The 21,241-nt window shown below is 36.2% G+C and carries 15 protein-coding genes; 11 read left to right on the top strand and 4 right to left on the bottom strand.

The window, feature by feature from the left end; all coding sequences use genetic code 11:
* Positions 1-13 precede the first annotated feature (13 nt).
* Entirely contained in the window at positions 14-5,578 is a 5,565-nt protein-coding gene (locus M0214_RS05330; protein ID WP_248724436.1) for an alpha-2-macroglobulin, read from the bottom strand.
* Between the two features lie 243 nt (positions 5,579-5,821).
* Here M0214_RS05330 and M0214_RS05325 point away from each other — a divergent pair, with 243 nt between their 5' ends.
* Positions 5,822-6,337, top strand: coding sequence for a CAP domain-containing protein (locus M0214_RS05325; RefSeq protein ID WP_248724435.1), 516 nt, complete (start codon positions 5,822-5,824; stop codon positions 6,335-6,337).
* Here the strand turns inward: M0214_RS05325 and M0214_RS05320 are convergent.
* Complete coding sequence (locus M0214_RS05320; RefSeq protein ID WP_248724434.1) at positions 6,271-7,362, bottom strand: isoaspartyl peptidase/L-asparaginase family protein; 1,092 nt, start codon at positions 7,360-7,362, stop codon at positions 6,271-6,273. The genes M0214_RS05325 and M0214_RS05320 overlap by 67 nt on opposite strands.
* Positions 7,363-7,475: 113 nt before the next feature.
* Here M0214_RS05320 and M0214_RS05315 point away from each other — a divergent pair, with 113 nt between their 5' ends.
* The 4 genes from M0214_RS05315 to M0214_RS05300 all read left to right on the top strand — a co-directional run bounded on the left by M0214_RS05315 (position 7,476) and on the right by M0214_RS05300 (position 12,246).
* Positions 7,476-9,029: an aldehyde dehydrogenase family protein gene (locus M0214_RS05315; RefSeq protein ID WP_248724433.1), complete on the top strand. Its 1,554-nt coding sequence runs from the start codon at positions 7,476-7,478 to the stop codon at positions 9,027-9,029.
* A gap of 2 nt (positions 9,030-9,031) precedes the next feature.
* Positions 9,032-9,556 carry a hypothetical protein gene (locus M0214_RS05310; protein WP_248724432.1) on the top strand — a complete coding sequence of 175 codons (525 nt, stop codon included), beginning with the start codon at positions 9,032-9,034 and terminating at the stop codon, positions 9,554-9,556.
* A 117-nt stretch (positions 9,557-9,673) separates the two neighbouring features.
* Positions 9,674-11,053 carry a DUF1800 family protein gene (locus M0214_RS05305; RefSeq protein WP_248724431.1) on the top strand — a complete coding sequence of 460 codons (1,380 nt, stop codon included), beginning with the start codon at positions 9,674-9,676 and terminating at the stop codon, positions 11,051-11,053.
* A gap of 2 nt (positions 11,054-11,055) precedes the next feature.
* Positions 11,056-12,246: a DUF1501 domain-containing protein gene (locus M0214_RS05300; protein ID WP_248724430.1), complete on the top strand. Its 1,191-nt coding sequence runs from the start codon at positions 11,056-11,058 to the stop codon at positions 12,244-12,246.
* 215 nt (positions 12,247-12,461) lie between these two features.
* Here the strand turns inward: M0214_RS05300 and M0214_RS05295 are convergent, their stop codons facing one another.
* Together M0214_RS05295 and M0214_RS05290 are read right to left on the bottom strand one after the other, a co-directional pair.
* Positions 12,462-13,595 (bottom strand): ATP-binding protein, encoded by a 1,134-nt coding sequence (locus M0214_RS05295; RefSeq protein WP_248724429.1) that lies wholly within the window; start codon positions 13,593-13,595, stop codon positions 12,462-12,464.
* A 31-nt stretch (positions 13,596-13,626) separates the two neighbouring features.
* A complete protein-coding gene (locus tag M0214_RS05290; protein ID WP_248724428.1) occupies positions 13,627-14,388 on the bottom strand; it encodes an SDR family NAD(P)-dependent oxidoreductase in 762 nt (253 codons plus the stop codon).
* Between the two features lie 224 nt (positions 14,389-14,612).
* Here M0214_RS05290 and M0214_RS05285 point away from each other — a divergent pair, with 224 nt between their 5' ends.
* The 6 genes from M0214_RS05285 to M0214_RS05260 all read left to right on the top strand — a co-directional run bounded on the left by M0214_RS05285 (position 14,613) and on the right by M0214_RS05260 (position 21,234).
* Positions 14,613-15,614, top strand: a complete 1,002-nt coding sequence (locus M0214_RS05285) for a MoxR family ATPase (protein ID WP_248724934.1) — start codon at positions 14,613-14,615, stop codon at positions 15,612-15,614.
* A gap of 106 nt (positions 15,615-15,720) precedes the next feature.
* The gene (locus tag M0214_RS05280; protein WP_248724427.1) at positions 15,721-16,587 is read left to right on the top strand and encodes a DUF58 domain-containing protein; all 867 of its coding nucleotides are present in this window, start codon (positions 15,721-15,723) and stop codon (positions 16,585-16,587) included.
* 26 nt (positions 16,588-16,613) lie between these two features.
* Positions 16,614-18,281: a BatD family protein gene (locus tag M0214_RS05275; protein WP_248724426.1), complete on the top strand. Its 1,668-nt coding sequence runs from the start codon at positions 16,614-16,616 to the stop codon at positions 18,279-18,281.
* Positions 18,265-19,269, top strand: a complete 1,005-nt coding sequence (locus M0214_RS05270; RefSeq protein WP_248724425.1) for a VWA domain-containing protein — start codon at positions 18,265-18,267, stop codon at positions 19,267-19,269. The genes M0214_RS05275 and M0214_RS05270 overlap by 17 nt, the downstream gene beginning before the upstream one ends.
* Positions 19,270-19,275: 6 nt before the next feature.
* A complete protein-coding gene (locus tag M0214_RS05265) occupies positions 19,276-20,316 on the top strand; it encodes a VWA domain-containing protein (RefSeq protein ID WP_248724424.1) in 1,041 nt (346 codons plus the stop codon).
* A gap of 54 nt (positions 20,317-20,370) precedes the next feature.
* The gene (locus tag M0214_RS05260; protein ID WP_248724423.1) at positions 20,371-21,234 is read left to right on the top strand and encodes a tetratricopeptide repeat protein; all 864 of its coding nucleotides are present in this window, start codon (positions 20,371-20,373) and stop codon (positions 21,232-21,234) included.
* The last annotated feature ends 7 nt before the right edge of the window (positions 21,235-21,241 follow it).

The raw sequence follows: 21,241 nt of genomic DNA, 5'->3' as shown, positions 1-21,241 counted from the left end.
GTTTTAAGTAACGTTATTTAATTACATTAATCCATTTTCCTTTAGTTCTCACTAAAAAGTTATTATCATACATAGCTTCCGCTTGGATTCCCGGTAAGTAATAGCGTCCTAAATAGGAAGCATTCAACATCACCGAAAATGTTTTGGTGCTATTGGAATTTCCGTTTCTGCTTAAGTCAAAATAGAAATTCACACGGTCATCTCTTATGTCTGTGTAGCGCGCTTGACTAGAGGTTGTATTTCCAAAATCGGTAAATCGGGTATTTACTATTTCCCAACCCGAAGGGAATATTTGGGTTAGAGCAACATCTTTTACTTCAGAGCTTTTAAGGTTACTTACCTTAACGGTTACAATAAAATCTTGCCCTTGTTGCAGTTCGGCAACATTTACCCGGTTACCTTGTAAATCTTTATAAGAATAGCTAATGCTCAATCCGCGTTGTTCTGCAATTTCTTGTCCTAACGGAAGTTTTCCAGAGTTTAAAACCCGAAGGTAAACCACATTGCTATTGGTATTTTTGAACGATAAACTATTGCTGCCATCAACCACGTTTAATTCGCGTTGAGCAATGGCGTTTTTGGTGTCAATGGTATTGGTTTTTCCATTGAGGGTGTAGTTTAGTTTCATGGCTTTTCCACCATTAGCATCCACCATTTTTGCCATAGCCAATAAGCTGTAGGCCGTGGTTTGTGTGCTCATCCATCGGTCTGTTGACAAATCTTTAGCAATATATTCGGCCAGTTCCCTAGTTTTTTCATTTTTGGTCAGCACCATGGTTTCTAAAGCCATCGCTCTATTTCTATCTACCGAACCGTAGGAGTAATAATCATATTTGTTTGGAACAAAATTGATATTAGCAGATTTAGAAATGCTTTCACTAGCTTCTTTTTGACCTGCTAAGGCGTATGCCGCAGCCAATCGCCATTTAGCTTCATTTGATAATTCTGAAAACTCACGTAATCTGTTCATGGATGCCAAATCAGGACTTCCGGCAAGAGCCAAAGTGTATAATCTATACGCTTGAGCCAGGTCTGAATTATAACGTCTGTAACTTGGTCTCCAATCGCGTGCGGTTTGTTTTTGGTATTTAATCCAATTGCTTTTAAAAGTAAGTGGTAAAACATATCCTTTCTTTTCGGCTTCTATCATGAAATGCCCTGCGTAACTCGTTCCCCAGTCATTGGCACTATTTTCACCTAGCCAATAACTTAAACCACCATGAGGTCTTTGGAAGTGACCAAGACGTTTTATGCCGTTTTTGATGTTGTCTTGTATGGCCTGTTTTTTATCGGCAGTTAAATCGAAAATATCACCTAAAAATAACTGCGGAAACAGGCTAGATGTAGTTTGCTCTACGCACCCATGGGGATAACGAATCAAATACTGAAGTCTTCTCGAGAAATCCATTGGAGGTAAGGTTGAAAACTCCACTGTAGCCGAATTAGTTCCTACAACTCCAAAGGTTTCAAAAGTTATATTTTCAGTAGTGTTTGCAGCTAAGGTTTTATCGATAGACTTTGAAGTGAATGGATTAGGATTTACTACGTCCAGCTCCACTTTATAAGTCGATTTTTCACCATTACCACTGGCAATGACCTCTACAGTATTGATGCCTTTTGCTTTGCTAACATCTAATGTGAAATAAGCCATTTTTTCATCTGGTTTTGGGAAGGACAATGATTGTGTTGGATTGCCTTCAACCTTAATACCATTGCTTAACTTTAGACTGATATTTACATTTTTTACTTTAGGTTCCATAGCGAAAACGGTTACCGGTAAGGTTACCTTTTCACCAGGGCTTAACTTCCGCGGAAGGGTTGCCAATACCATTAATGGCTTTTTAACCTGAACCGCTTTATCAGTGCTTCCGTAAGCTTCCTTTGTATAGTCTCCTGCAACCACCATGGTTCTCACCGAACCTATGTAATTAGGCATTTTAATGGTATGTGATTTCTTTTGACCAGATTTTAAACTGAATGGCCCAAAGTATTTCACGACCGGTTTAAATCTATTGGCTTTTTTCTTTTTGCCATCAGCGGCACTACCGTCTCCACCAATTGCGAATACTTGGTCTATGCTTCCTGAATAGGCACCTACAACATCATCAAAAATGTCCCATGTTTTTACACCCAAAGCTTCACGGGCATAAAAGCTGTTCCATGCGTTAGGCGTTTTAAAGCGGGTTAAGTCTAATAAACCTTCTTCCACCATGGCAATAGTATATGTCATTGGTTTTTTGTTTGTTTCTGAAACAGTTACTTTAAATTCCTGCTCTGGACGTAATACATCTGGCATATTTATTTGGGGTTCCAATCTGGTATTAGGGTCTTCCACCATCATCGGAATGACACCGTATAATCTTATAGGTAAATCATTGGCAGTAATGGCATGTGGTTGTAATAATGAAATATTGATGAACACATTTGGAGCCATTTCAGAGGTTACAGGAATATCGACAGAAGTCTCTCCTTTTTGGGTTTTTACCCATTTATGCTCTAAAACCTCGGTGCCGTTTTCAATACTTACTAAAGCACGACCTTTATTCCCAGATTGGAAAGTCACTTTAGCTGTTTCACCCACATTATAGGTTTCTTTATCACTTGAGAAAATGAGCATTTTTGCAGCTTCCTTATCTCCAGAGCCTGAGTTTGACCACCAGTTTTTATAGAAGTATGCCGTTCTACCTGTAGCATGCCCGCTTTCGGGGTCGTAAACTCTTATTAAATAACGGCCCCTATCATGGTCTGGCACTTTTATTTTAAAACTTGCTTTTCCGTTAACATCCGTATTTATTTTTGAGGTAGAATAAGGACGATGATACCTACTTGACACATAACTAGACAAATTATCATAAGATGAATTCCACCACCAGCGCCATTGTACTTTGTATACTTTTACTTGAAGTCCGTTGCGTTTTACAGGTTTTCCGTTGGCATCTACAACAGCAACATCAAAGGTTTGGTTTTCGTCTGTATAATAAGACCCATAAGCATTTCCTTTAGGTGAACGCAAACCAACAAACGATTTATAAGGCGCATATTTTTTTGTAAAAGCATCTATTGAGAAATCGCCACCATTTTCAAATGCACGAACCAAGAATTGAACGTTTAACATCCCCGGAGCGTTCTTTTTTACATTGATTTTACTGTTTATTTTGGCTATTCCAGCTTCATTGACCTTGCCTTCAAAAACATTGAATTCTTCGGTGGTAAATTTTCTTGAAGGGTCTGTAAACACATAGTCTTTGTAGTTTTCAAATCCCGAATATGAGGTGCTGAATTTCGCTTTTACTTCAGCTTTTAAATTTTTGCCTGGAGCACCGTGTAACCACTTTACATCTAAATCTCCGGTAAGAGCTTTTTTAGCTGTTAATACCTCGTCATCAAAATCAATTTTAATTTTTAAACGATTTGGTTTAACCGTTTCAATTTTTAAGGTTTTGCTAAAAGATGCACCTCCAACGGATACCCTAGCATTATAGTTTCCGGTTTTATCTTCTGTAGAGGTAGGGACGGTATATTTATAGAAATTATTGACATGCTCGCTGGTAACATTTTTGTAAACCAATTTACCGTTGGGGTCTGTGATTTCCATTTTCACAGGGTGACCCTTAGGCAGTTTATTGGCTTTGTCATTTAGCATAAAAGTTAAATGCAAGGAATCGCCGGGTCTCCAAACACCACGCTCGCCATAAATGTAACCCTTAAGTCCACGTTGCAGTCTGCTTCCAGACACATCAAACTTGCTTAAGGATAAGGCATTGCCATCATAAAGTCGTATATAAGTAGTATTATTTCCTTTTGAAACTATGGCAAAATTGGCGTGCTTTTCAGCATCGATAATGGCCAATCCATCTTTATCGGTAACCGTGCTTTCCATTTCTTGTTTTTGGAAATTATACAATGCAATTTTTGCGTTAGCTTCAGGCTCTGTACTTAAAATATTTGTCACCGCGAAGAAGTAAGAATTGTTCGTGCCACGTTTAGCAATTACCCCCAAATTTGAGGCAATTAGATTTTGAGAAACTATTTTACGACGATTGTAATAGGCATCATGACATGGGTTCTTTTCTTGGTGCCAATTGTAAACATAGTCCTTGTATTGATATTGTAAGTTGTCCCAATATTCCTCTTCGCGTAATTCTTGGTCTTCTTCAGATAAGGTATCATAGTCGCCTTCATAAAAATCTTCCTCGTAATAATCGTCTTCTTCAGAGACAGAACTATCTGAATTTGCTTCGCAATCATATAAAGAATAGCTTTTGTCATAGCTCACTTCTACACGATAGATAGACCCCGTATCGGCATTAAAAAACTTAGATAAATCGATGCTGTAGGCTTTCCATTTTCCGGTGTTTTCGGTAGCTGTTTGTAACTGAATGGTTTGTTTGGCTATTCGTCGGCCTACTTTTTTGATATCATATTGATCATTACTATTTAAATTGTTGTCTTGTAAAAACTGAAGTATATTGTCTTCAAAAATTTTGATGATTCTAACGTCTACTGCGCTCAAATTCACTGCCTCAAAATTGAATTTTAATTCTTGGGAATTTGGAAGAATAACACCGTTGTTTGTAAGACGCACTTGCGGTTTTAGGGATTCGAAGGCAATGGTTTCAGAATATGGTTTCTTAAGTTTAAAACCGTCTGTGTTTTTGATGCCTTGAAACACATCTACCCTAATATTGCCGACTAATTTACCGTTGGGATACACTTTTAAAATATTCCCGTCAATAATGTATTTTGGTTTATTGGCTTTTTGAAGTGATACCAACCCATCGAAATTTTGTTGTTTTTTCAAGGGGTCTGAAAAGTTGATAGAAAGATACTGTTCAGGCGCTTGAATCACTTCGGTTTTCGTGATGGTAAAGTTGTTAATTCCAGGGATAGTAATCGTGTTTTTGCCTTTGTTATCTGATTTTATAGGTTTTCCGTTCCAGGATACTTCAATCTTACTGTCTTCAATTAATCTGTGGATACTGTCAATTTTAAATTCAAAAATATTGCTGTTTGTATCCCCTTCATTAAATACAATATTTAAACTATTGCCACTCTGCTCGGCAGTAACCAGTTGTTTGGCATTTTCTAAGGAAATGAGATCTGCAGATTTAATTACGCCTTCTAGATATTGCCAGTTTTTGCTATACGATTGCAAGTTGTTGGTCACAATATTAAAGTTTGGTGTAATGGTTTTAAATTGAAACGTGTAGTCTTTAAAATCGGAAGGCACATCGTTATAGATTTCAGATAATTTAACAACTACGGTGTATTCGGTTGAAGGTTCTAAATGTTCATCGGGCGTAAAGATTAAGGTATGCTTGTTTAGGGCTTCTAATGTACCTTCAACATGAGGCGTAATAGAAACAATGTTGTCTTTAATGTTTTGGTTCATTTCCCAACTTTCAACTTCTTTCGCCAAATTGATTTGAATTGGTTTGGCAACCGAAGTCATTCCAGAAGTGGTGTAGCTTATGTAATCTCTGTACTTAAAAATATTATCGGTTTCAACAATTTTCTTTTTACATGATGTAACTAGAAAAATGGCTAGAATGAAGAAAGAAAGATTTTTAAAATACATGAGATTAATGGTTTAAAATGGAAAAAAGGAAACACGTACGATGATTCTTGTTAATAAAGTTACGTTTAAGTTTCGTATTATAGTTTTTATTGAAACGTTAAATAAGTCTTAAGATTTTTGTTTAGTTTTTAAAAAAGGAATCGATAAACGGGGGTTTTAGCATGAAAGTCAACGAATTGTTCAATAATAGACACCAAATAAACGTTTAGAAACCTATATTTAATTTCCCAAATTTTTAAAACCATGAAAACACTTCACTTAAAAACCTACTCCATTTTATGTTTTTGCTTTATAATCCTTTTTGGTAGCTCGTGCTCGAAAGATAATGAGATTACAGAGTCTTCTGAAACACTAACTTTTGTAGAAGAAATATTCCAGTTAGTAAACGCACATAGAAAAAGTATTGGTAAACAAGAGCTGGCATTCAATGTCTTGGCGAATAGTTTGGCTGTAGAACATACCTTGTATATGATTGATGAAAATGATATTAGTCACGATGATTTCAACCAGCGTTCCGACAGATTATTTGCTGAAGAAAATGCCACAAAAACAGGAGAGAATGTTGCTTTTGGGCAACGTACTGCCCAAGCCGTTATGGATGCTTGGCTTAACAGTCCTGGTCACCGTAGAAATATTGAAGGCGATTTTACACACATTGGTATAGCCGCTATAAAGAATAGTTCGGGAACCTATTACTTTACACAACTATTCTTGAAAAAGGAGAGTCCGAATGCCAAATCACCAAAAACGCCAATATAAAGTTCGCCTTTGTCATTCATGGTAGCGCGAAACATTCCAGGCGTATTAAATTCCATAACCATATTACCAGAATGGTCAACAGCAATAATACCACCGTTACCTTTACCGTCACCTAGCTTAGGTAATTTATTTTGAATAACATCTTTTGCCGCATCTTCTAGACTCAAATGTTTATATTCCATAAGAGCAGAAATATCGTAAGCGACCATCCCTCTCATAAAATATTCGCCCCAACCTGTACAAGAAACAGCACATGTTTTATTATTGGCATAGGTTCCAGCGCCAATAATTGGAGAGTCGCCAATGCGTCCCCAGCGTTTGTTGGTCATACCACCCGTAGAGGTGCCAGCGGCTAGGTTGCCATTTTTATCCAGTGCAACGCAGCCAACGGTGCCAAATTTTGAATTTTGAATGCGGTTGTCGTAATAAGAGGCCGTTTTATTCTGCTCAGAAGATTTAGCACGTTCCAGCGCTTTAGCACTATTTTCGGTTAAAAAATACTCGGGACTAACAATTTGTAAACCTTTTGTTTTGGCAAAGCTTTCGGCGCCTTCCCTTGCCAGCATGACGTGAGGTGATTTTTCCATAACAGCACGTGCTAAATTAATCGGGTTTTTAACGGTTTTGGTTCCCGCCGATGCCCCAGCATTTAAGCTCTTGCCATCCATGATAGAGGCATCGTGTTCACAGCTGCCTTCGTTTGTGTAGACAGCTCCTTTGCCAGCATTAAAAAGGGGAGAGTCTTCGAGGATATTAATCGTTTTTTGTACCGCGTCTACGCTAGAGCCACCGTCTTTTAGAATATCATAACCAACACGAATAGCTTCTTCAAGTTTGTTTCGGTAAGCTTCTTCTTTTTCTTTAGAGATGTTATCTCTTCTCATAAAACCTGCACCGCCATGAATTACGATAGCAAAATCGGTTTTTTCAGTTTGCTTTTCCAAGGGTCTGCCCTCTGTTTTTAATTCATTTTTACAGGATGTAATTATCAATAGAATACAAAGAGCGCGTATGGATTTTTTCATAGGTAGCGACAAACAGTTGGTCCATAAAGGTACTAATTTCGGTGTTTTGAAATGTCGATAAAAATGACTTTTAAATGGTATATTCGTAAATATCACTAAATAATCAATAGACTATGAAATCGATAGCAGTTGAATTCGGTATTCAAGACGCTTTAAACGAATTAGGCATAAAAGATTTAAATGCAGGAACCTCTACAGGTATAAAAAACTTTGGAGATGGAGCCCCCATTGAGAGTACCTCTCCGGTTGATGGCAACCGAATAGCATCTGTAACGACAACTACAAAATCGGATTATGAAACCGTAATGGTGAGTGCGATTTCGGCCTTTAAGACATGGCGTTTATTGCCTGCGCCCCAACGTGGTGACATTGTACGTCAGTTTGGAGATAAACTAAGGAAAAAGAAAAAGGCACTGGGAAAATTGGTGTCTTACGAAATGGGGAAAAGCTACCAAGAGGGATTAGGTGAAGTTCAAGAAATGATTGATATCTGCGATTTTGCCGTTGGTCTATCGAGACAACTACATGGTTTTACAATGCACAGTGAAAGACCTGGTCACCGCATGTACGAGCAGTATCACCCGTTAGGAGTTGTGGGAATCATTTCTGCGTTTAATTTTCCGGTTGCGGTTTGGTGCTGGAACACCGCTTTGGCCTGGGTGTGTGGTGATGTGTGTGTATGGAAACCCAGTGAGAAAACCCCATTATGTGGTGTGGCTTGCCAAAATATCATTGCTGAAGTTTTGCAGGAGAACGATTTACCCGAAGGCATTTCGTGTTTAATAAATGGCGATTATAAGGTTGGTGAATTCATGACCAAAGATACTAGAATTCCATTGGTTTCTGCTACAGGATCTACTAGAATGGGGAAGATTGTAGCACAAGAAGTCGCAGGTAGATTAGGACGCTCGTTACTCGAACTTGGGGGGAACAATGCTATTATTGTAACACCTGGTGCCGATATTAAAATGACGGTTATTGGAGCTGTTTTTGGAGCTGTTGGCACCGCAGGACAGCGTTGTACAAGTACCCGCAGACTCATTATACACGAAGCTATTTATGACAAAGTAAAACAAGCTATTGTTGATGCATATAAGCAGTTAAAAATTGGTAACCCGCTAGATGAGAATAATCATGTGGGGCCTTTAATTGATTACGATGCAGTGAATATGTACAATAAAACTTTAGAAGAAGTTGTTAAAGAAGGCGGGAATATTATTGTTGAGGGTAAAGTGTTTTCAGGTGCAGGTTATGAAAGTAGTTGTTATGTAAAACCAGCTATTGCCGAAGCTGAGCCTAATTTTAAAATTGTACAGCATGAAACCTTTGCGCCTATTTTATACTTGTTGAAGTATTCTGGAGATGTTGAAAACGCTATAGATATTCAGAATAACGTGGCACAGGGCCTAAGTTCTGCAATCATGACCAATAACCTTCGCGAAGCCGAACAATTCTTATCTCATGCCGGAAGCGATTGTGGTATAGCTAATGTAAATATAGGAACTTCTGGAGCCGAAATAGGCGGTGCTTTTGGAGGCGAAAAGGATACCGGAGGCGGTAGGGAATCAGGTTCCGACGCCTGGAAAATTTATATGCGCAGACAAACCAATACCATTAATTACACCACAGAGTTACCTTTGGCACAAGGGATAAAGTTTGATTTATAGTAATGAAGTACTCTAGGTTATTTTTGATTATCAGCTTTTTCATATTTAGCAAGCAAAGCTTTGGGCAAAAGGATGATATTTTCTTCAATAAAATAAAGACTCTAGGAGAATTATACACTGGGCAACTTAGGGAAGGCAAAATCGATGGATTGAAAAATGTAAAACCACCAGTAGGGACTTGGGTGTATTCTAAGTTAGAGGCTTACAAGAACGTTTTAAATGAAAACAGAGATAGGCTTACTTTTGGAAGTTTTATCGAGGAATCTATTTTAGAAGAAGGATTTTTTGCATATAATTTTTTTGTTTACGATGTAAATAAAAAAGAACCCTATTACTTAGTTGCAGTAATTAGTATTAATACTAACAAAACACCTTTTGAAGTTAATAACTCTTATTTATTTACTGAAAAAGAAAGTTTAAAAGATTGGTGGAGACATGTATTTAGTTTTTATCATAGCGAGTATGTAGAGAAAATACCTAAAGCGTTTTTGTACCCAATTCTTCCACCACCACCCTATAAGGAGTAGCAGTATAAACATGATATATTAAATTAGTTTTTTTTGTACCTTTTTACAATTAAACCTTTTTAACTCATTAAAGTCTAAAGGATTATAGCTTTTTAACTAACAAGAAACCCTGTAATAATGGAAAAAAAGCATATTCAGCATTTATACAGACGTCTGGGATTTGGAATATTACCAGACGAGTTAAGCAGGCTTAGTAGTAAAAAAACGAAGGAAGTTGTAAACACCCTTTTTAATGCGTCTAAAAACACAACGCCACTTACGCTTGATACTTCTGAGTTAAAAAGCTTAATGGGCGATTCTTACATAACGGCGAAGCCCAATATTCAGAAAATTCAAAAACTAAGCCGGTCATTAACTCTAAAATTAAACCACGCTTGGATAGAGAGACTTGCCAGTCCTGAAGAATTGTTAAGAGAAAAAATGACGCTGTTTTGGGCCAATCACTTTGTTTGTGAAGACAACAATTTTCTATACACACAGAATTATCACAATACGCTTAGGCGCCATGCTTTGGGTAATTTTAAAGATTTTGTTGTGGCGATTTCTAAGGAAGCGGCCATGACAAAGTATTTAAATACCAAGCAAAATAAAAAGCAAAAGCCCAACGAAAATTTTGCCAGAGAGCTCATGGAACTCTTTACCTTGGGTGTTGGTAATTACACTGAACAGGACATAAAAGAGAGTGCCAAAGCCTTTACAGGTTACAGCCATAACATGCAGGGAGATTTTGTTTTTAGGGGTAGAATTCACGACTATGGGGAAAAGAACTTTTTTGGTAAAACAGGTAATTTTGATGGTGAAGATATTATAGATATTATTTTAGAACAGAGACGATGTGCGGAGTATATCTGTGAAAAACTATACAAGTATTTTGTTAATGACAACCTTAATGAAAGTCATGTTAGTGCAATGACCGATGTGTTCTATAAAGATTATGATATCGACAAACTAATGCGTTTTATTTGTACTTCCGCTTGGTTTTATGACGACCAAAATATGGGAACAAAAATTAAATCGCCCATAGAGTTTCTGGTAGGTATTAAAACGGTTGTACCTGTAGAATTCATAAACAAAAGACAACTTATAAACTTGCAACGATTACTGGGACAAGTTTTATTGGATCCGCCCAATGTTGCCGGATGGAAAGGCGGGCGAAATTGGATAGATAGTAACACTGTGGCCTTGAGACTTAAACTTCCATCTTTACTTTTAAATAGTGCCTACATATCCAATACAAAAAAAGGTAATGAAGACTCTAGGTTAGAACAGAAGAAGCAATTTTTCAAGAAGAACTACGGAAAGCGATTTAACGTAGAAAACAATTGGGCCTATTTTACAGATAAGTTTAGCAACGTCTCCATTGATGATTTAAAGGAACATATATTAGCTTGTGATTTATCACTAACAGCAAAACACTATTTAGATTCCTTAGAAAAGATATCTAAACAAGAGTATTGTATTCAATTAATGTCGTTACCCGAATATCAAATGTGTTGATCATGGACAGAAGAAAATTTTTAAAACAATCGTCGTTAGCAAGTAGTTTGTTTTTCGTTCCAAGTTTTGTCAAGGCTTTCGAAAATATAGCTGCTAGTCGTTTAGGTTACAAGCGTTTGGTAATTATACAATTATCGGGAGGAAACGACGGATTAAATACCGTTATCCCATTTCATAATGATATTTATTACAAAGAAAGAACTTCGCTTAGCATCCCAAAAAGTAATGTTCTAAAGTTAACCGATGAGGTTGGTTTACACCCAAGTTTGGCACCTTTAAATAGGCTTTATGACCAAGGTTTGTTGACCATAATCAATAATGTGGGGTACCCTAACCCCAATCGTTCTCACTTTAGGTCAATGGATATATGGCAAACTGCGGTAGACTCCAACGAATATTCTCAAAGTGGTTGGATAGGTAGGTATCTAGACCATTATGGAGAAGCTCCCTATTCGGCTATACAAATCGATGAAAGTTTATCGTTAGCCATGAAAGGAGAAACTAAAAATGCTATTGCCACACAAGACCCAAAATCCTTGTACAATTTATCTAGAGATCCTTATTTTGAAAATCTTAATAAGCACAACAAAGACACACATCTCAGTGAACATAATTTAGGCTATCTCTATAAGTCTATGATTGAGTCGCACTCCTCTTCAAAATATATTTTTGAGACCAGTAAAACGGTTTCTGCAAAACGGGAATACCCAAATAATAAATTTGGCAAACAGTTAAAAACGGCAGCACGTTTTATTAATTCTCATCTCGATACCAAGGTATATTATGCTTCATTAAATGGTTTTGATACTCATGTTAACCAAATGCCAACCCAGAAACGACTATTGAACCAATATGCTCAAAGTGTAGAAACATTTGTTGAAGATTTAAAAGCTGGAGGCACTTTTAATGATACTTTGATATTAACTTTTTCTGAGTTTGGGCGTCGTGTAAAACAAAATGCAAGCTCAGGAACCGATCATGGTACTGCAAATAATCTTTTTGTTATTGGTAACCAATTAAAGAAGCCTGGTATTTATAACAAATTGGCAAATTTGGATAATCTGGATGATAATGGCGACTTAAAATTCGAAATAGATTTTAGGACTATTTACGCAACTGTTTTAAGCAAATGGTTGGAAGCAGATGACGAAAAGATTTTAAATAAATCATTCAAGCAGTTAAATTTTATTTAGAAAAGTTCGCTCTATTATATTGAATATAAGAGGCATGCATTTTTCCATAGTTTATTGATTGAGGATAATTATCCCTTCAGGTAATGCAAATAAAAAAGAAAAACCTTGCTTCAATGCCAATTTATATGGGAGAAACAAGGTTGTATCTTAAAAAGATTAATAGCAATACAAATGTAAGAAAAATAAATTAACATATGTTAATTTAAGGTTAAGAGTTAACTATATTTTACTTTTCTTAAAATGCGCATGGTCTCCTTATAATATTGATATACCTCGGTACTGTGCTGTTTCAAATGTGGCTTTGCTTCTTTGAGTTTATCAATGGCTTCATGAAACAAGTTAAGATAACAGATTAAGTAGGTGTGCGGTAGGTTTTGTAAATCAACCTCCTCATTTTTTGTAAGCGTTAGCCCCTTTTTTAATTTTTCCAAAAGGATATTATTGGTGTTGTAGATGTGGTGTAATACCTTTTTGTTGAATTGAGGTGGCTCAAACAAGAGTTTGGTATCAATATTATAATTGGCATTGTCTTCAAACCTTATTATGGTTTCCTCTAGTTTATAATACTTATCGGTATTTTGAAGACCAAGATTTACATATTCAATAATTTTAAAACTATTGTTATCAAAAAAAATAGAAACTTCATCTAGTGCAGAGAAGAACAAACGTACTTGTTCGTTTATTAATTCAATGTCAACGCGAGAATAGAAGACTTCATCTTTAACCTGCTTTTTTTGTCCAGACCAACAAAGCACAAAATATTCCTTAAAAACTTTGTATTGAGCGTTAAAGTCTTTACGATTATTCATAAAATCAAAAACGCCATTTAGGGTATGCTCAATGTTGTTTTGTGCATTTTTTTCAATGGCGGCAACAATTTTAGAATTCACGTCTTTTATTTCAATATCAAAGACTTTGGGCATACTCATACTGCCGTCTCTAAAAAAGACGGAGCCACCATAATATTTCCAAATGTTTTTTCTTAATGATGTAATTTTTCCGGTTGGTCTAATGGTTACTAATCCAACAACTTTATCTTCAGGCAAATGCGGAAAAGGGATGTTTTCGTATTGCACAATAGGCGGATTGGTGAGATAAGCATTAATTAGATTTTGAATTTTACTATCATCAAAAAAATCTACACCAATAATGTTGTTGTCTTCATCTTGAACCCCAATAACGATATATGAATTGTTCTTAGGGTTACTGTTTGAAAGTGCGCAAATGTGTTTCAAAAATTTGCCTTTGCCTTCTTTATGACTTATATCGACCTTACGTTTTTTATCATAAAAACTGTTCTCATCGTTATGAGCTAAAAGGTGTTTAATAAGAAGGCGTTTGTTAATCATAGACTACTTCCTGCGAAAGCAGGAATCATTGTTATAGTAATTCGATTTCCTTTTTCACAATAGTACTATTAGCTTGAGCGGTACAGAACATGAGCACATCGGCAATATTAACATGAGGCGGTCTGGATACAGCAAAATAAATCACTTCGGCCACATCTTCTGCTTGTAATGCTTTAAAACCCTTATATACAGTATCGGCAATTTTATCGCCTTTAAATCGTACTTGAGAAAACTCGGTTTCTACCAACCCGGGGTTTACGGCACCTACTTTGATTCCATAGGGATTTAAATCAATACGCATACCTTCCGTAATAGCCAACACAGCATGCTTACTTCCACAGTACACATTACCTTTAGGATAAACTTCTTTTCCTGCAGAAGACCCAATGTTTATGATATGGCCAGATTGGCGTTCTGTCATTCCCGGAATTACAGCTTTGCTTACATACAATAAGCCCTTAACATTAATATCCATCATGGCATCCCAATCGTCAATACTGCCTTTGTTAATGGGGTCTAGGCCATGAGCATTACCGGCATTGTTAATCAATATATCAATAGTTTTGAAATGTTCTGGTAGAGATTCAATAGCACTAAAAGCAGCTTCTTTATCTCTTACGTCAAAGTTAAGTATGTGTATATCGGTGAGCTTGCTTAAATCTTTCTGTATGGTTTGTAATCTTTCCAATCGTCGGCCACAAAGAATCAAGTTTATACCATGTTTTGCAAATTCGAAAGCTGTAGCATAACCAATACCACTAGTTGCTCCTGTTATTAAAGCTGTTTTCTTCATTTATCGTTCTTTGATTTAGTATAAAAATACTTAAAACAAGGCTACATTTTATACTCAGTTTTTATAGTTTTTAAATGATCTATTAACATTTGTTAGCTGCTGAATTTATTGGAATTACAGCTTTTATTTTTAACCTTCCTTTAACACCATATCAATAAAAATTTTAACAATTTGCAACCTTCAATGAAGCTCACTATATTCGGGCTTTTAAAAAATAAAAAATGATGGAAGAAACAGGTACAATTGATATTAAGACCATTAACGAGAAGATTGAAAAGGAAAGTGCTTTTGTTGATTTACTGATGCTGGAAATGAATAAAGTAATCGTTGGCCAAAAAGGTATGGTAGAACGTTTACTTATTGGCTTACTAGGACAAGGACACATATTACTAGAAGGTGTTCCTGGGCTTGCAAAAACATTAGCCATAAATACCTTGTCTCAAGCTGTAGATGGTAGTTTTAGTAGAATACAGTTTACACCAGATTTATTACCGGCCGATGTGGTTGGTACATTAATCTACAACATAAAAGAGAACGACTTCTCTATTAAGAAGGGTCCAATTTTTGCAAACTTTGTGTTAGCAGATGAGATTAACAGAGCACCTGCGAAAGTACAATCTGCTTTGTTAGAGGCTATGCAGGAGAAACAAGTAACTATTGGTGACGAAACGTTTATTTTAGATAAACCCTTTTTGGTTATGGCTACGCAAAACCCTGTTGAACAAGAAGGAACCTATCCGTTACCAGAAGCTCAGGTAGACCGTTTCATGTTGAAAACAGTTATTGATTATCCTAAAATTGATGAAGAGCAGCTTATTATTAGAGCTAACTTAAAAGGGGCATTTGAAAAGGTTAATCCAGTCGTTTCAATCCAACAGATTTTAACCGCTCAACAAGCAGTTAGAGAGGTTTATATGGATGAGAAAATTGAAAAATACATTTTGGATATCATTTTTGCCACTAGATATCCCGAAAAATATAAACTAGCCGATTTAAAACCATTAATCTCATTTGGAGCATCTCCCCGTGGAAGTATCAATTTGGCAACTGCAGCTAAGTGCTACGCCTTTATCAAGCGTCGCGGATACGTTATTCCAGAAGATGTTAGAGCAGTGGTTTATGATGTATTACGTCATAGAATTGGTATTACCTATGAAGCTGAAGCCGAAAATGTCACTTCAGTAGATATCATCAACAAAATAGTAAACGAAATAGAAGTACCATAGAATAGTCAACAGTAAATCAGTATTCAGTAGGCAGTAACTTACTGAATTCTTGATTTGTAATTACTGCTGACTGTTTACTGAAGACTGAATACTGCGAACTGAATAAATGGATACTAAGGAATTACTAAAAAAAGTACGGAAAATTGAGATCAAGACACGTAGGTTGTCCAATCATATCTTTGGAGGTGAATATCATTCTACCTTCAAGGGGCGCGGTATGACTTTTAGTGAGGTACGCCAGTATCAGTTTGGCGATGATGTAAGAAATATAGATTGGAATGTTACGGCGCGTACCAATGAGCCCTATGTAAAAGTATTTGAAGAAGAACGCGAATTAACCATGATGCTTATGGTTGATGTTTCGGGCTCGGAGCTTTTTGGTACAGAACAGCAATTTAAAAATGAAGTCATTACCGAAATTGCTGCAACATTGGCATTTTCAGCCACCCAGAACAATGATAAGATTGGACTCATTTTATTTTCAGATCAAATAGAACTTTACATTCCGCCAAAAAAAGGGCGCTCTCACGTACTTAGAATTATTCGTGAACTTATAGAGTTCGAACCAGAAAGTAAACAAACTAATATCGCAGAGGCTTTGAAGTTCTTATCGAACGTGATGAAAAAGAAAGCTATTGTTTTCGTGATGTCAGATTTCATCGCAGACGACTATGAGCATACCATGAAAATAGTTTCAGGAAAGCATGATGTTACGGGTATTAGAGTTTACGATAAACGAGAGGAAGACATACCCAATTTAGGAATGGTGCAAATGTTAGATGAAGAAACTGGTGAGTTGATGTTGGTAAATACATCATCTAAAAAAGTGAGGCTCAACTATGGTAAGTTTTACAGTGAAAAAGTGAATTACTATAAGGAAAGTTTTAAAAGGTCTGGCGCTGGAACTATAGATTGTAGAGTAGACGAAAGCTATGTAAAAAAGCTGTTGGGCTATTTTAAACGAAGAGGATAATTTAAGTTAAAAGCTAAAAGTTAAAAGTGACAAGGGATAAGTTTCATAGAATTATGTTTAAGAATAAGTGTTTGTTGGCAAGCCTAACAATAACCTTATGCCTTTTTTCTAATGCCTTATCAGCTCAAGTCACTTCATCAATAGATTCAACTTCCATTAAAATTGGTGAGCAGATAACATACAAAATCCAAGTTGAAACAGATACAACCAATCTAGTGGTGTTTCCAAAGGGACAAACATTTGCGCCTCTGGAAATGATTGAATCGTATGATATTGATACCCTAAAAAAGAAGGATAAATACAACCTGATTAAAAAATATGGTTTAACACAATTCGATTCTGGAGCTTACACTATTCCGAGGCAAAAAATTGTTGTAGGAGATAAAGTGTTCCTAACAGATTCCTTAAAGGTTGAGGTGAATAATATTCTAGTTGATACCACAAAACAAGGGTTGTTCGATATTAAACCAATAATTGAGGTAAAGAAACAAGGAGGAAACTGGTGGAAATATGTGTTAATTACTCTAATTATCTTAACCGTTATAGCGGCTGTGTTATGGTGGTTTATTTGGCGTAAAAAACCACTTTCCGAAGATGAACAAATTGCGCTTTTGCCACCCTATGATAGAGCTAAATTGGCTTTACAGAAATTAGATGAAAGTCATTATTTGGAATACGAAGAGATAAAAGCGTATTACTCAGAATTAACCTTAATCATTAGGAAGTACCTTGATGAAAAGGTTTATGATCACTCTTTGGAAAGTACAACCGATGAACTCATTTCTAAACTTAGACTGTTAAAAGACGGCAATCAAATCGACCTTAGTAAAGACACTATTAAAAACATTGAAAGTATTTTAAAGCGAGCTGATTTGGTGAAGTTCGCAAAATCTGCTCCTGATATTGCTTTAGCAGAGTTAGATAGAAAAACAATAGGCTCTGAAATTGATCATGTTAAAGAAGTACTGCCCGAACCTTCTGAAGAGGAAAAGCTTCTGGACGAAGCCTATAGGAATGAACTAGAACGTAAAAAGAAGCGTAAAAAAGTAATTATTACAATTGCTGTTAGTGTTTTTCTATTAATGGTAACCGTGGCTGGATTCTCTATTAAATATGGTTTCGACTATGTTAAGGACACCATTATTGGTCACGATAGTAAAGAATTACTAGAAGATGAATGGGTGTATAGTTCTTACGGATTTCCACCACTGCACATAGCAACACCAAAGGTTTTAAAACGTTTTGAGCTTCCAGTACCAGACCAGCTAAAAGGCAAAGTGAAAATGACGACGTTTATGTATGGTACATTGCTGGACGCGTTCAGTGTTATGGTAAACACCACGAGGTTTCCAGACATGGGAGAGAATAAAATAAACTTAGATCAAGCTTCCGAAGGCAGTATAAAACAAATGGAAGCTCAAGGTGCAAAAGATGTCGTAGTGCTAAGGGATAAGTTTGAAACACCCAATGGAGCTGAGGGGTTGAAGACCTATGGCACACTCAAGGTTAAAAATCCACTTACCCAAAATGAAATAAAAGGTAAATACGTGTTATTGCAATTTGCTGCAGAAAATGTTATGCAGCAGGTAATCATTACTTATCCAGATAATGATGTTTATGCCGATCAAATGATAGACCGCATTTTAAATTCAATTGAACTTAAAAAAGAAGAAGCTAATGTTGGAGGGAATTGAGTTTTTAAATAAACAATGGTTTTGGGCGCTGTTGGTAATCCCACTTGCCATAGTATGGTATGTATTTAAGCATAGAAAACAAACAGCCGAACTCAAAATATCGAGTTTAAAAGGGTTTAAAGTCACCAATTCATGGTTGCCTAAATTAAGGCACTTCTTATTTGTGTTGAGATTATTGGCATTGGCCCTCTTAATCACCGCTTTGGCAAGGCCACAAACGGTAGATGTATCGTCTAAAACCAAGACTACAAGGGGTATAGATATTGTTATGGCGATAGATGTTTCGGCAAGTATGTTGGCCAAAGACCTATCACCAAATAGATTAGAAGCCCTAAAAAAAGTGGCAGCAGAATTTATTAAAGGGAGGCCTAACGATAGAATTGGTTTGGTGGAATATGCAGGCGAGAGTTATACAAAAACACCAATAACAAGCGATAAATCTATTGTTCTAAGATCATTAAAAAGTATTAGGTATAACAACATTATAGAAGGAGGCACAGCCATAGGAATGGGTTTAGCGACTTCTGTAAACCGGCTTAAAGACAGCAAGGCAAAAAGCAAGGTAATTATCCTGTTAACCGATGGTGTAAACAATGCAGGTTTTATTGATCCACTAACAGCCAGTGAACTTGCTGTAGAATATGGTATTAAAACCTATACTATAGGTCTTGGAACCAATGGTATGGCACTATCGCCAGTAGGTATATTACCTAATGGTAACTTTCAATACGGACGTATTCAAGTTGAAATTGATGAAGAGCTGTTAAAGGAAATAGCGAAGGCCACAGGTGGTAAGTATTTTAGAGCAACCAACAACAAGAAATTAGCCGAGATTTACGAAGAGATAAACAAATTAGAAAAAACAGAAGTAGAGGAATTCAAATTTTACAATTACGAAGAAAAGTACAGAGCACTCGTGCTTTTAGCTGGAATACTTTTATTACTGGAATTAGTACTAAAATCTACGGTTTTTAGAAGTTTTGTATAGAGCATTATGTTTGATTTATTAGAAGAAAAAATATGGTTTTGGGGATTGCTAATCGTACCGGTTATTGTAATTCTATTTCTATTACTTCAACTCTGGAAGCGAAATGCGCAAAATAAATTTGCCGACAAAAAAATGATGAACAGATTAAGCCCTGATAAGTCATTGTTCAAATCGGTTTTTAAAATGATATTATTGTGCCTCGCATTTACTTGTTTGGTAATTGCACTGGTAAACCCTAAAAATGGAACCAAATTAGAAACCGTAAAACGAGAAGGCGTAGATATTGTTTTCGCAGTAGATGTTTCTAAAAGTATGCTTGCTGAAGATATTGCGCCAAACCGTATTGAGAAGTCTAAACAGCTTGTTACACAAATCATCAATAATTTGGCAAGTGATCGCATAGGCATAATCGCCTATGCGGGAAGAGCTTTTCCGCAGTTACCCATAACAACCGATTATGCATCGGCAAAAATGTTTTTACAGGGTATGAATACAAACATGTTGTCTTCTCAAGGCACTGCAATCAGCGAAGCCATAAAGTTAGCAACGACGTATTTCAATGATGATGAGCAAACCAATAGGGTGCTTATTATAATCTCAGATGGCGAAGACCACAGTGAAGAAGCTGCTTTAGTCGCAGAACAGGCCAGTGAAGAGGGGGTTAGAATATTCACTATTGGTGTTGGCGATGTTAAAGGTGGACCAATTCCAATAAAGCGAAACGGTGTTGTTTTAAATTACAAAAAAGATCAGGAAGGTGAAACCGTAATTACCCGCTTAGATGAAGAAACCCTAAAAGCCATTGCAGAAGAAGCTAATGGCGCTTACATTAATGGTAAGAGTACCAAAGATGTAGTAGAGGAAATCAAGGATATTCTTAGCAAAATGAATAAAACCGAATTCGAGGCCAAACAATTTGCCGACTTTAAAGATCAGTTTCAATGGTTTTTGGGCTTTGGGATATTCTTTTTGTTGTTAGATATATTTTTGTTGGAACGTAAAACAGCCTGGTTAAAAAAGCTGAATTTATTTAATGAGAATTTATAAGTTCTTTAACGAACTAAAAAAACAGGGTTTTATATATTAGAATGTAGAAAGAAAATGAAACGTTTATTACTCCTATTATTAACCTTATGTGTATCGGTCTCTTTTGCGCAAGACAAAAAAGATAAAGAACAACTATTGGCTTTAAAGAAGGCTAATAATTATGTTTATCAAGGAAATAAATTGATAGAAGACGATTTTATTTCTAGTGAAATGGCCTATAGAAAAGCCCTTTCTGAAAACAACAATTCTGTTGAAGCGCAGTATAATTTAGGAAATGCCTATTACCAAGAAGGTAATTTTGAAGAAGCATTATATAGGCATCAAAAAGCGGCTACCAATGCAAAAACAAAAGCCGAAAAACATAAAGCATTCCACAATATAGGTAATATTTTAATGCAGAATAAAAAGTGTCGCGAAGCCGTAGAGGCGTTCAAAAGTGCACTAAGAAATGATCCAACCGATGATGAAACACGGTATAACCTAGCTCTTGCAAAAGACTGTGCAAAAGACGAGCAGGAAAATAAAGATCAGAACCAAGACGATAAAAATAACGAACAGGAGAAGGACAACGAAAACCAAGAAGACAAGGACGACAAAAACAAGGAGAACGACGATAAGGAAGGCGATAATAAAAACGATAAGGAAAACGAAGACAAAGGCGAAGAGAAAGACAAGGAAGGTGATAAAGATGAAGATAAAGATGGCAAGCCTAATGACGAGAAAGACGATAAGGGTAAGCCAGAAGACCAAAAAGATGGTAAAGAAAAAAGCCCTCCAAAACCACAACAGGGAAAAATGTCTCCTCAACAAATCAAGAATTTGTTAGAGGCTATGAATAACCAAGAACAAAAGGTTCAAGAAAAAATGAATGCCGAAAAGCAAAAAGGTATTAAAGTAAAAACTGATAAAGATTGGTAAAACGAAT

It is taken from the genome of Seonamhaeicola sp. ML3, from assembly GCF_023273855.1.
Classification (GTDB): Bacteria; Bacteroidota; Bacteroidia; order Flavobacteriales; family Flavobacteriaceae; genus Seonamhaeicola.
The sequence above is the reverse complement of the archived record's forward strand: the minus strand, read 5'-3'. Positions and strand labels throughout refer to the sequence as shown.

Bases quoted from the DNA above. Each gene is read 5' to 3' on its own strand.
- M0214_RS05330 (WP_248724436.1), bottom strand. From the start codon at position 5,578: ATGTATTTTAAAAATCTTTCTTTCTTCATTCTAGCCATTTTTCTAGTT.
- M0214_RS05325 (WP_248724435.1), top strand. From the start codon at position 5,822: ATGAAAACACTTCACTTAAAAACCTACTCCATTTTATGTTTTTGCTTT.
- M0214_RS05320 (WP_248724434.1), bottom strand. From the start codon at position 7,362: ATGAAAAAATCCATACGCGCTCTTTGTATTCTATTGATAATTACATCC.
- M0214_RS05315 (WP_248724433.1), top strand. From the start codon at position 7,476: ATGAAATCGATAGCAGTTGAATTCGGTATTCAAGACGCTTTAAACGAA.
- M0214_RS05310 (WP_248724432.1), top strand. From the start codon at position 9,032: ATGAAGTACTCTAGGTTATTTTTGATTATCAGCTTTTTCATATTTAGC.
- M0214_RS05305 (WP_248724431.1), top strand. From the start codon at position 9,674: ATGGAAAAAAAGCATATTCAGCATTTATACAGACGTCTGGGATTTGGA.
- M0214_RS05300 (WP_248724430.1), top strand. From the start codon at position 11,056: ATGGACAGAAGAAAATTTTTAAAACAATCGTCGTTAGCAAGTAGTTTG.
- M0214_RS05295 (WP_248724429.1), bottom strand. From the start codon at position 13,595: ATGATTAACAAACGCCTTCTTATTAAACACCTTTTAGCTCATAACGAT.
- M0214_RS05290 (WP_248724428.1), bottom strand. From the start codon at position 14,388: ATGAAGAAAACAGCTTTAATAACAGGAGCAACTAGTGGTATTGGTTAT.
- M0214_RS05285 (WP_248724934.1), top strand. From the start codon at position 14,613: ATGGAAGAAACAGGTACAATTGATATTAAGACCATTAACGAGAAGATT.
- M0214_RS05280 (WP_248724427.1), top strand. From the start codon at position 15,721: ATGGATACTAAGGAATTACTAAAAAAAGTACGGAAAATTGAGATCAAG.
- M0214_RS05270 (WP_248724425.1), top strand. From the start codon at position 18,265: ATGTTGGAGGGAATTGAGTTTTTAAATAAACAATGGTTTTGGGCGCTG.
- M0214_RS05265 (WP_248724424.1), top strand. From the start codon at position 19,276: ATGTTTGATTTATTAGAAGAAAAAATATGGTTTTGGGGATTGCTAATC.
- M0214_RS05260 (WP_248724423.1), top strand. From the start codon at position 20,371: ATGAAACGTTTATTACTCCTATTATTAACCTTATGTGTATCGGTCTCT.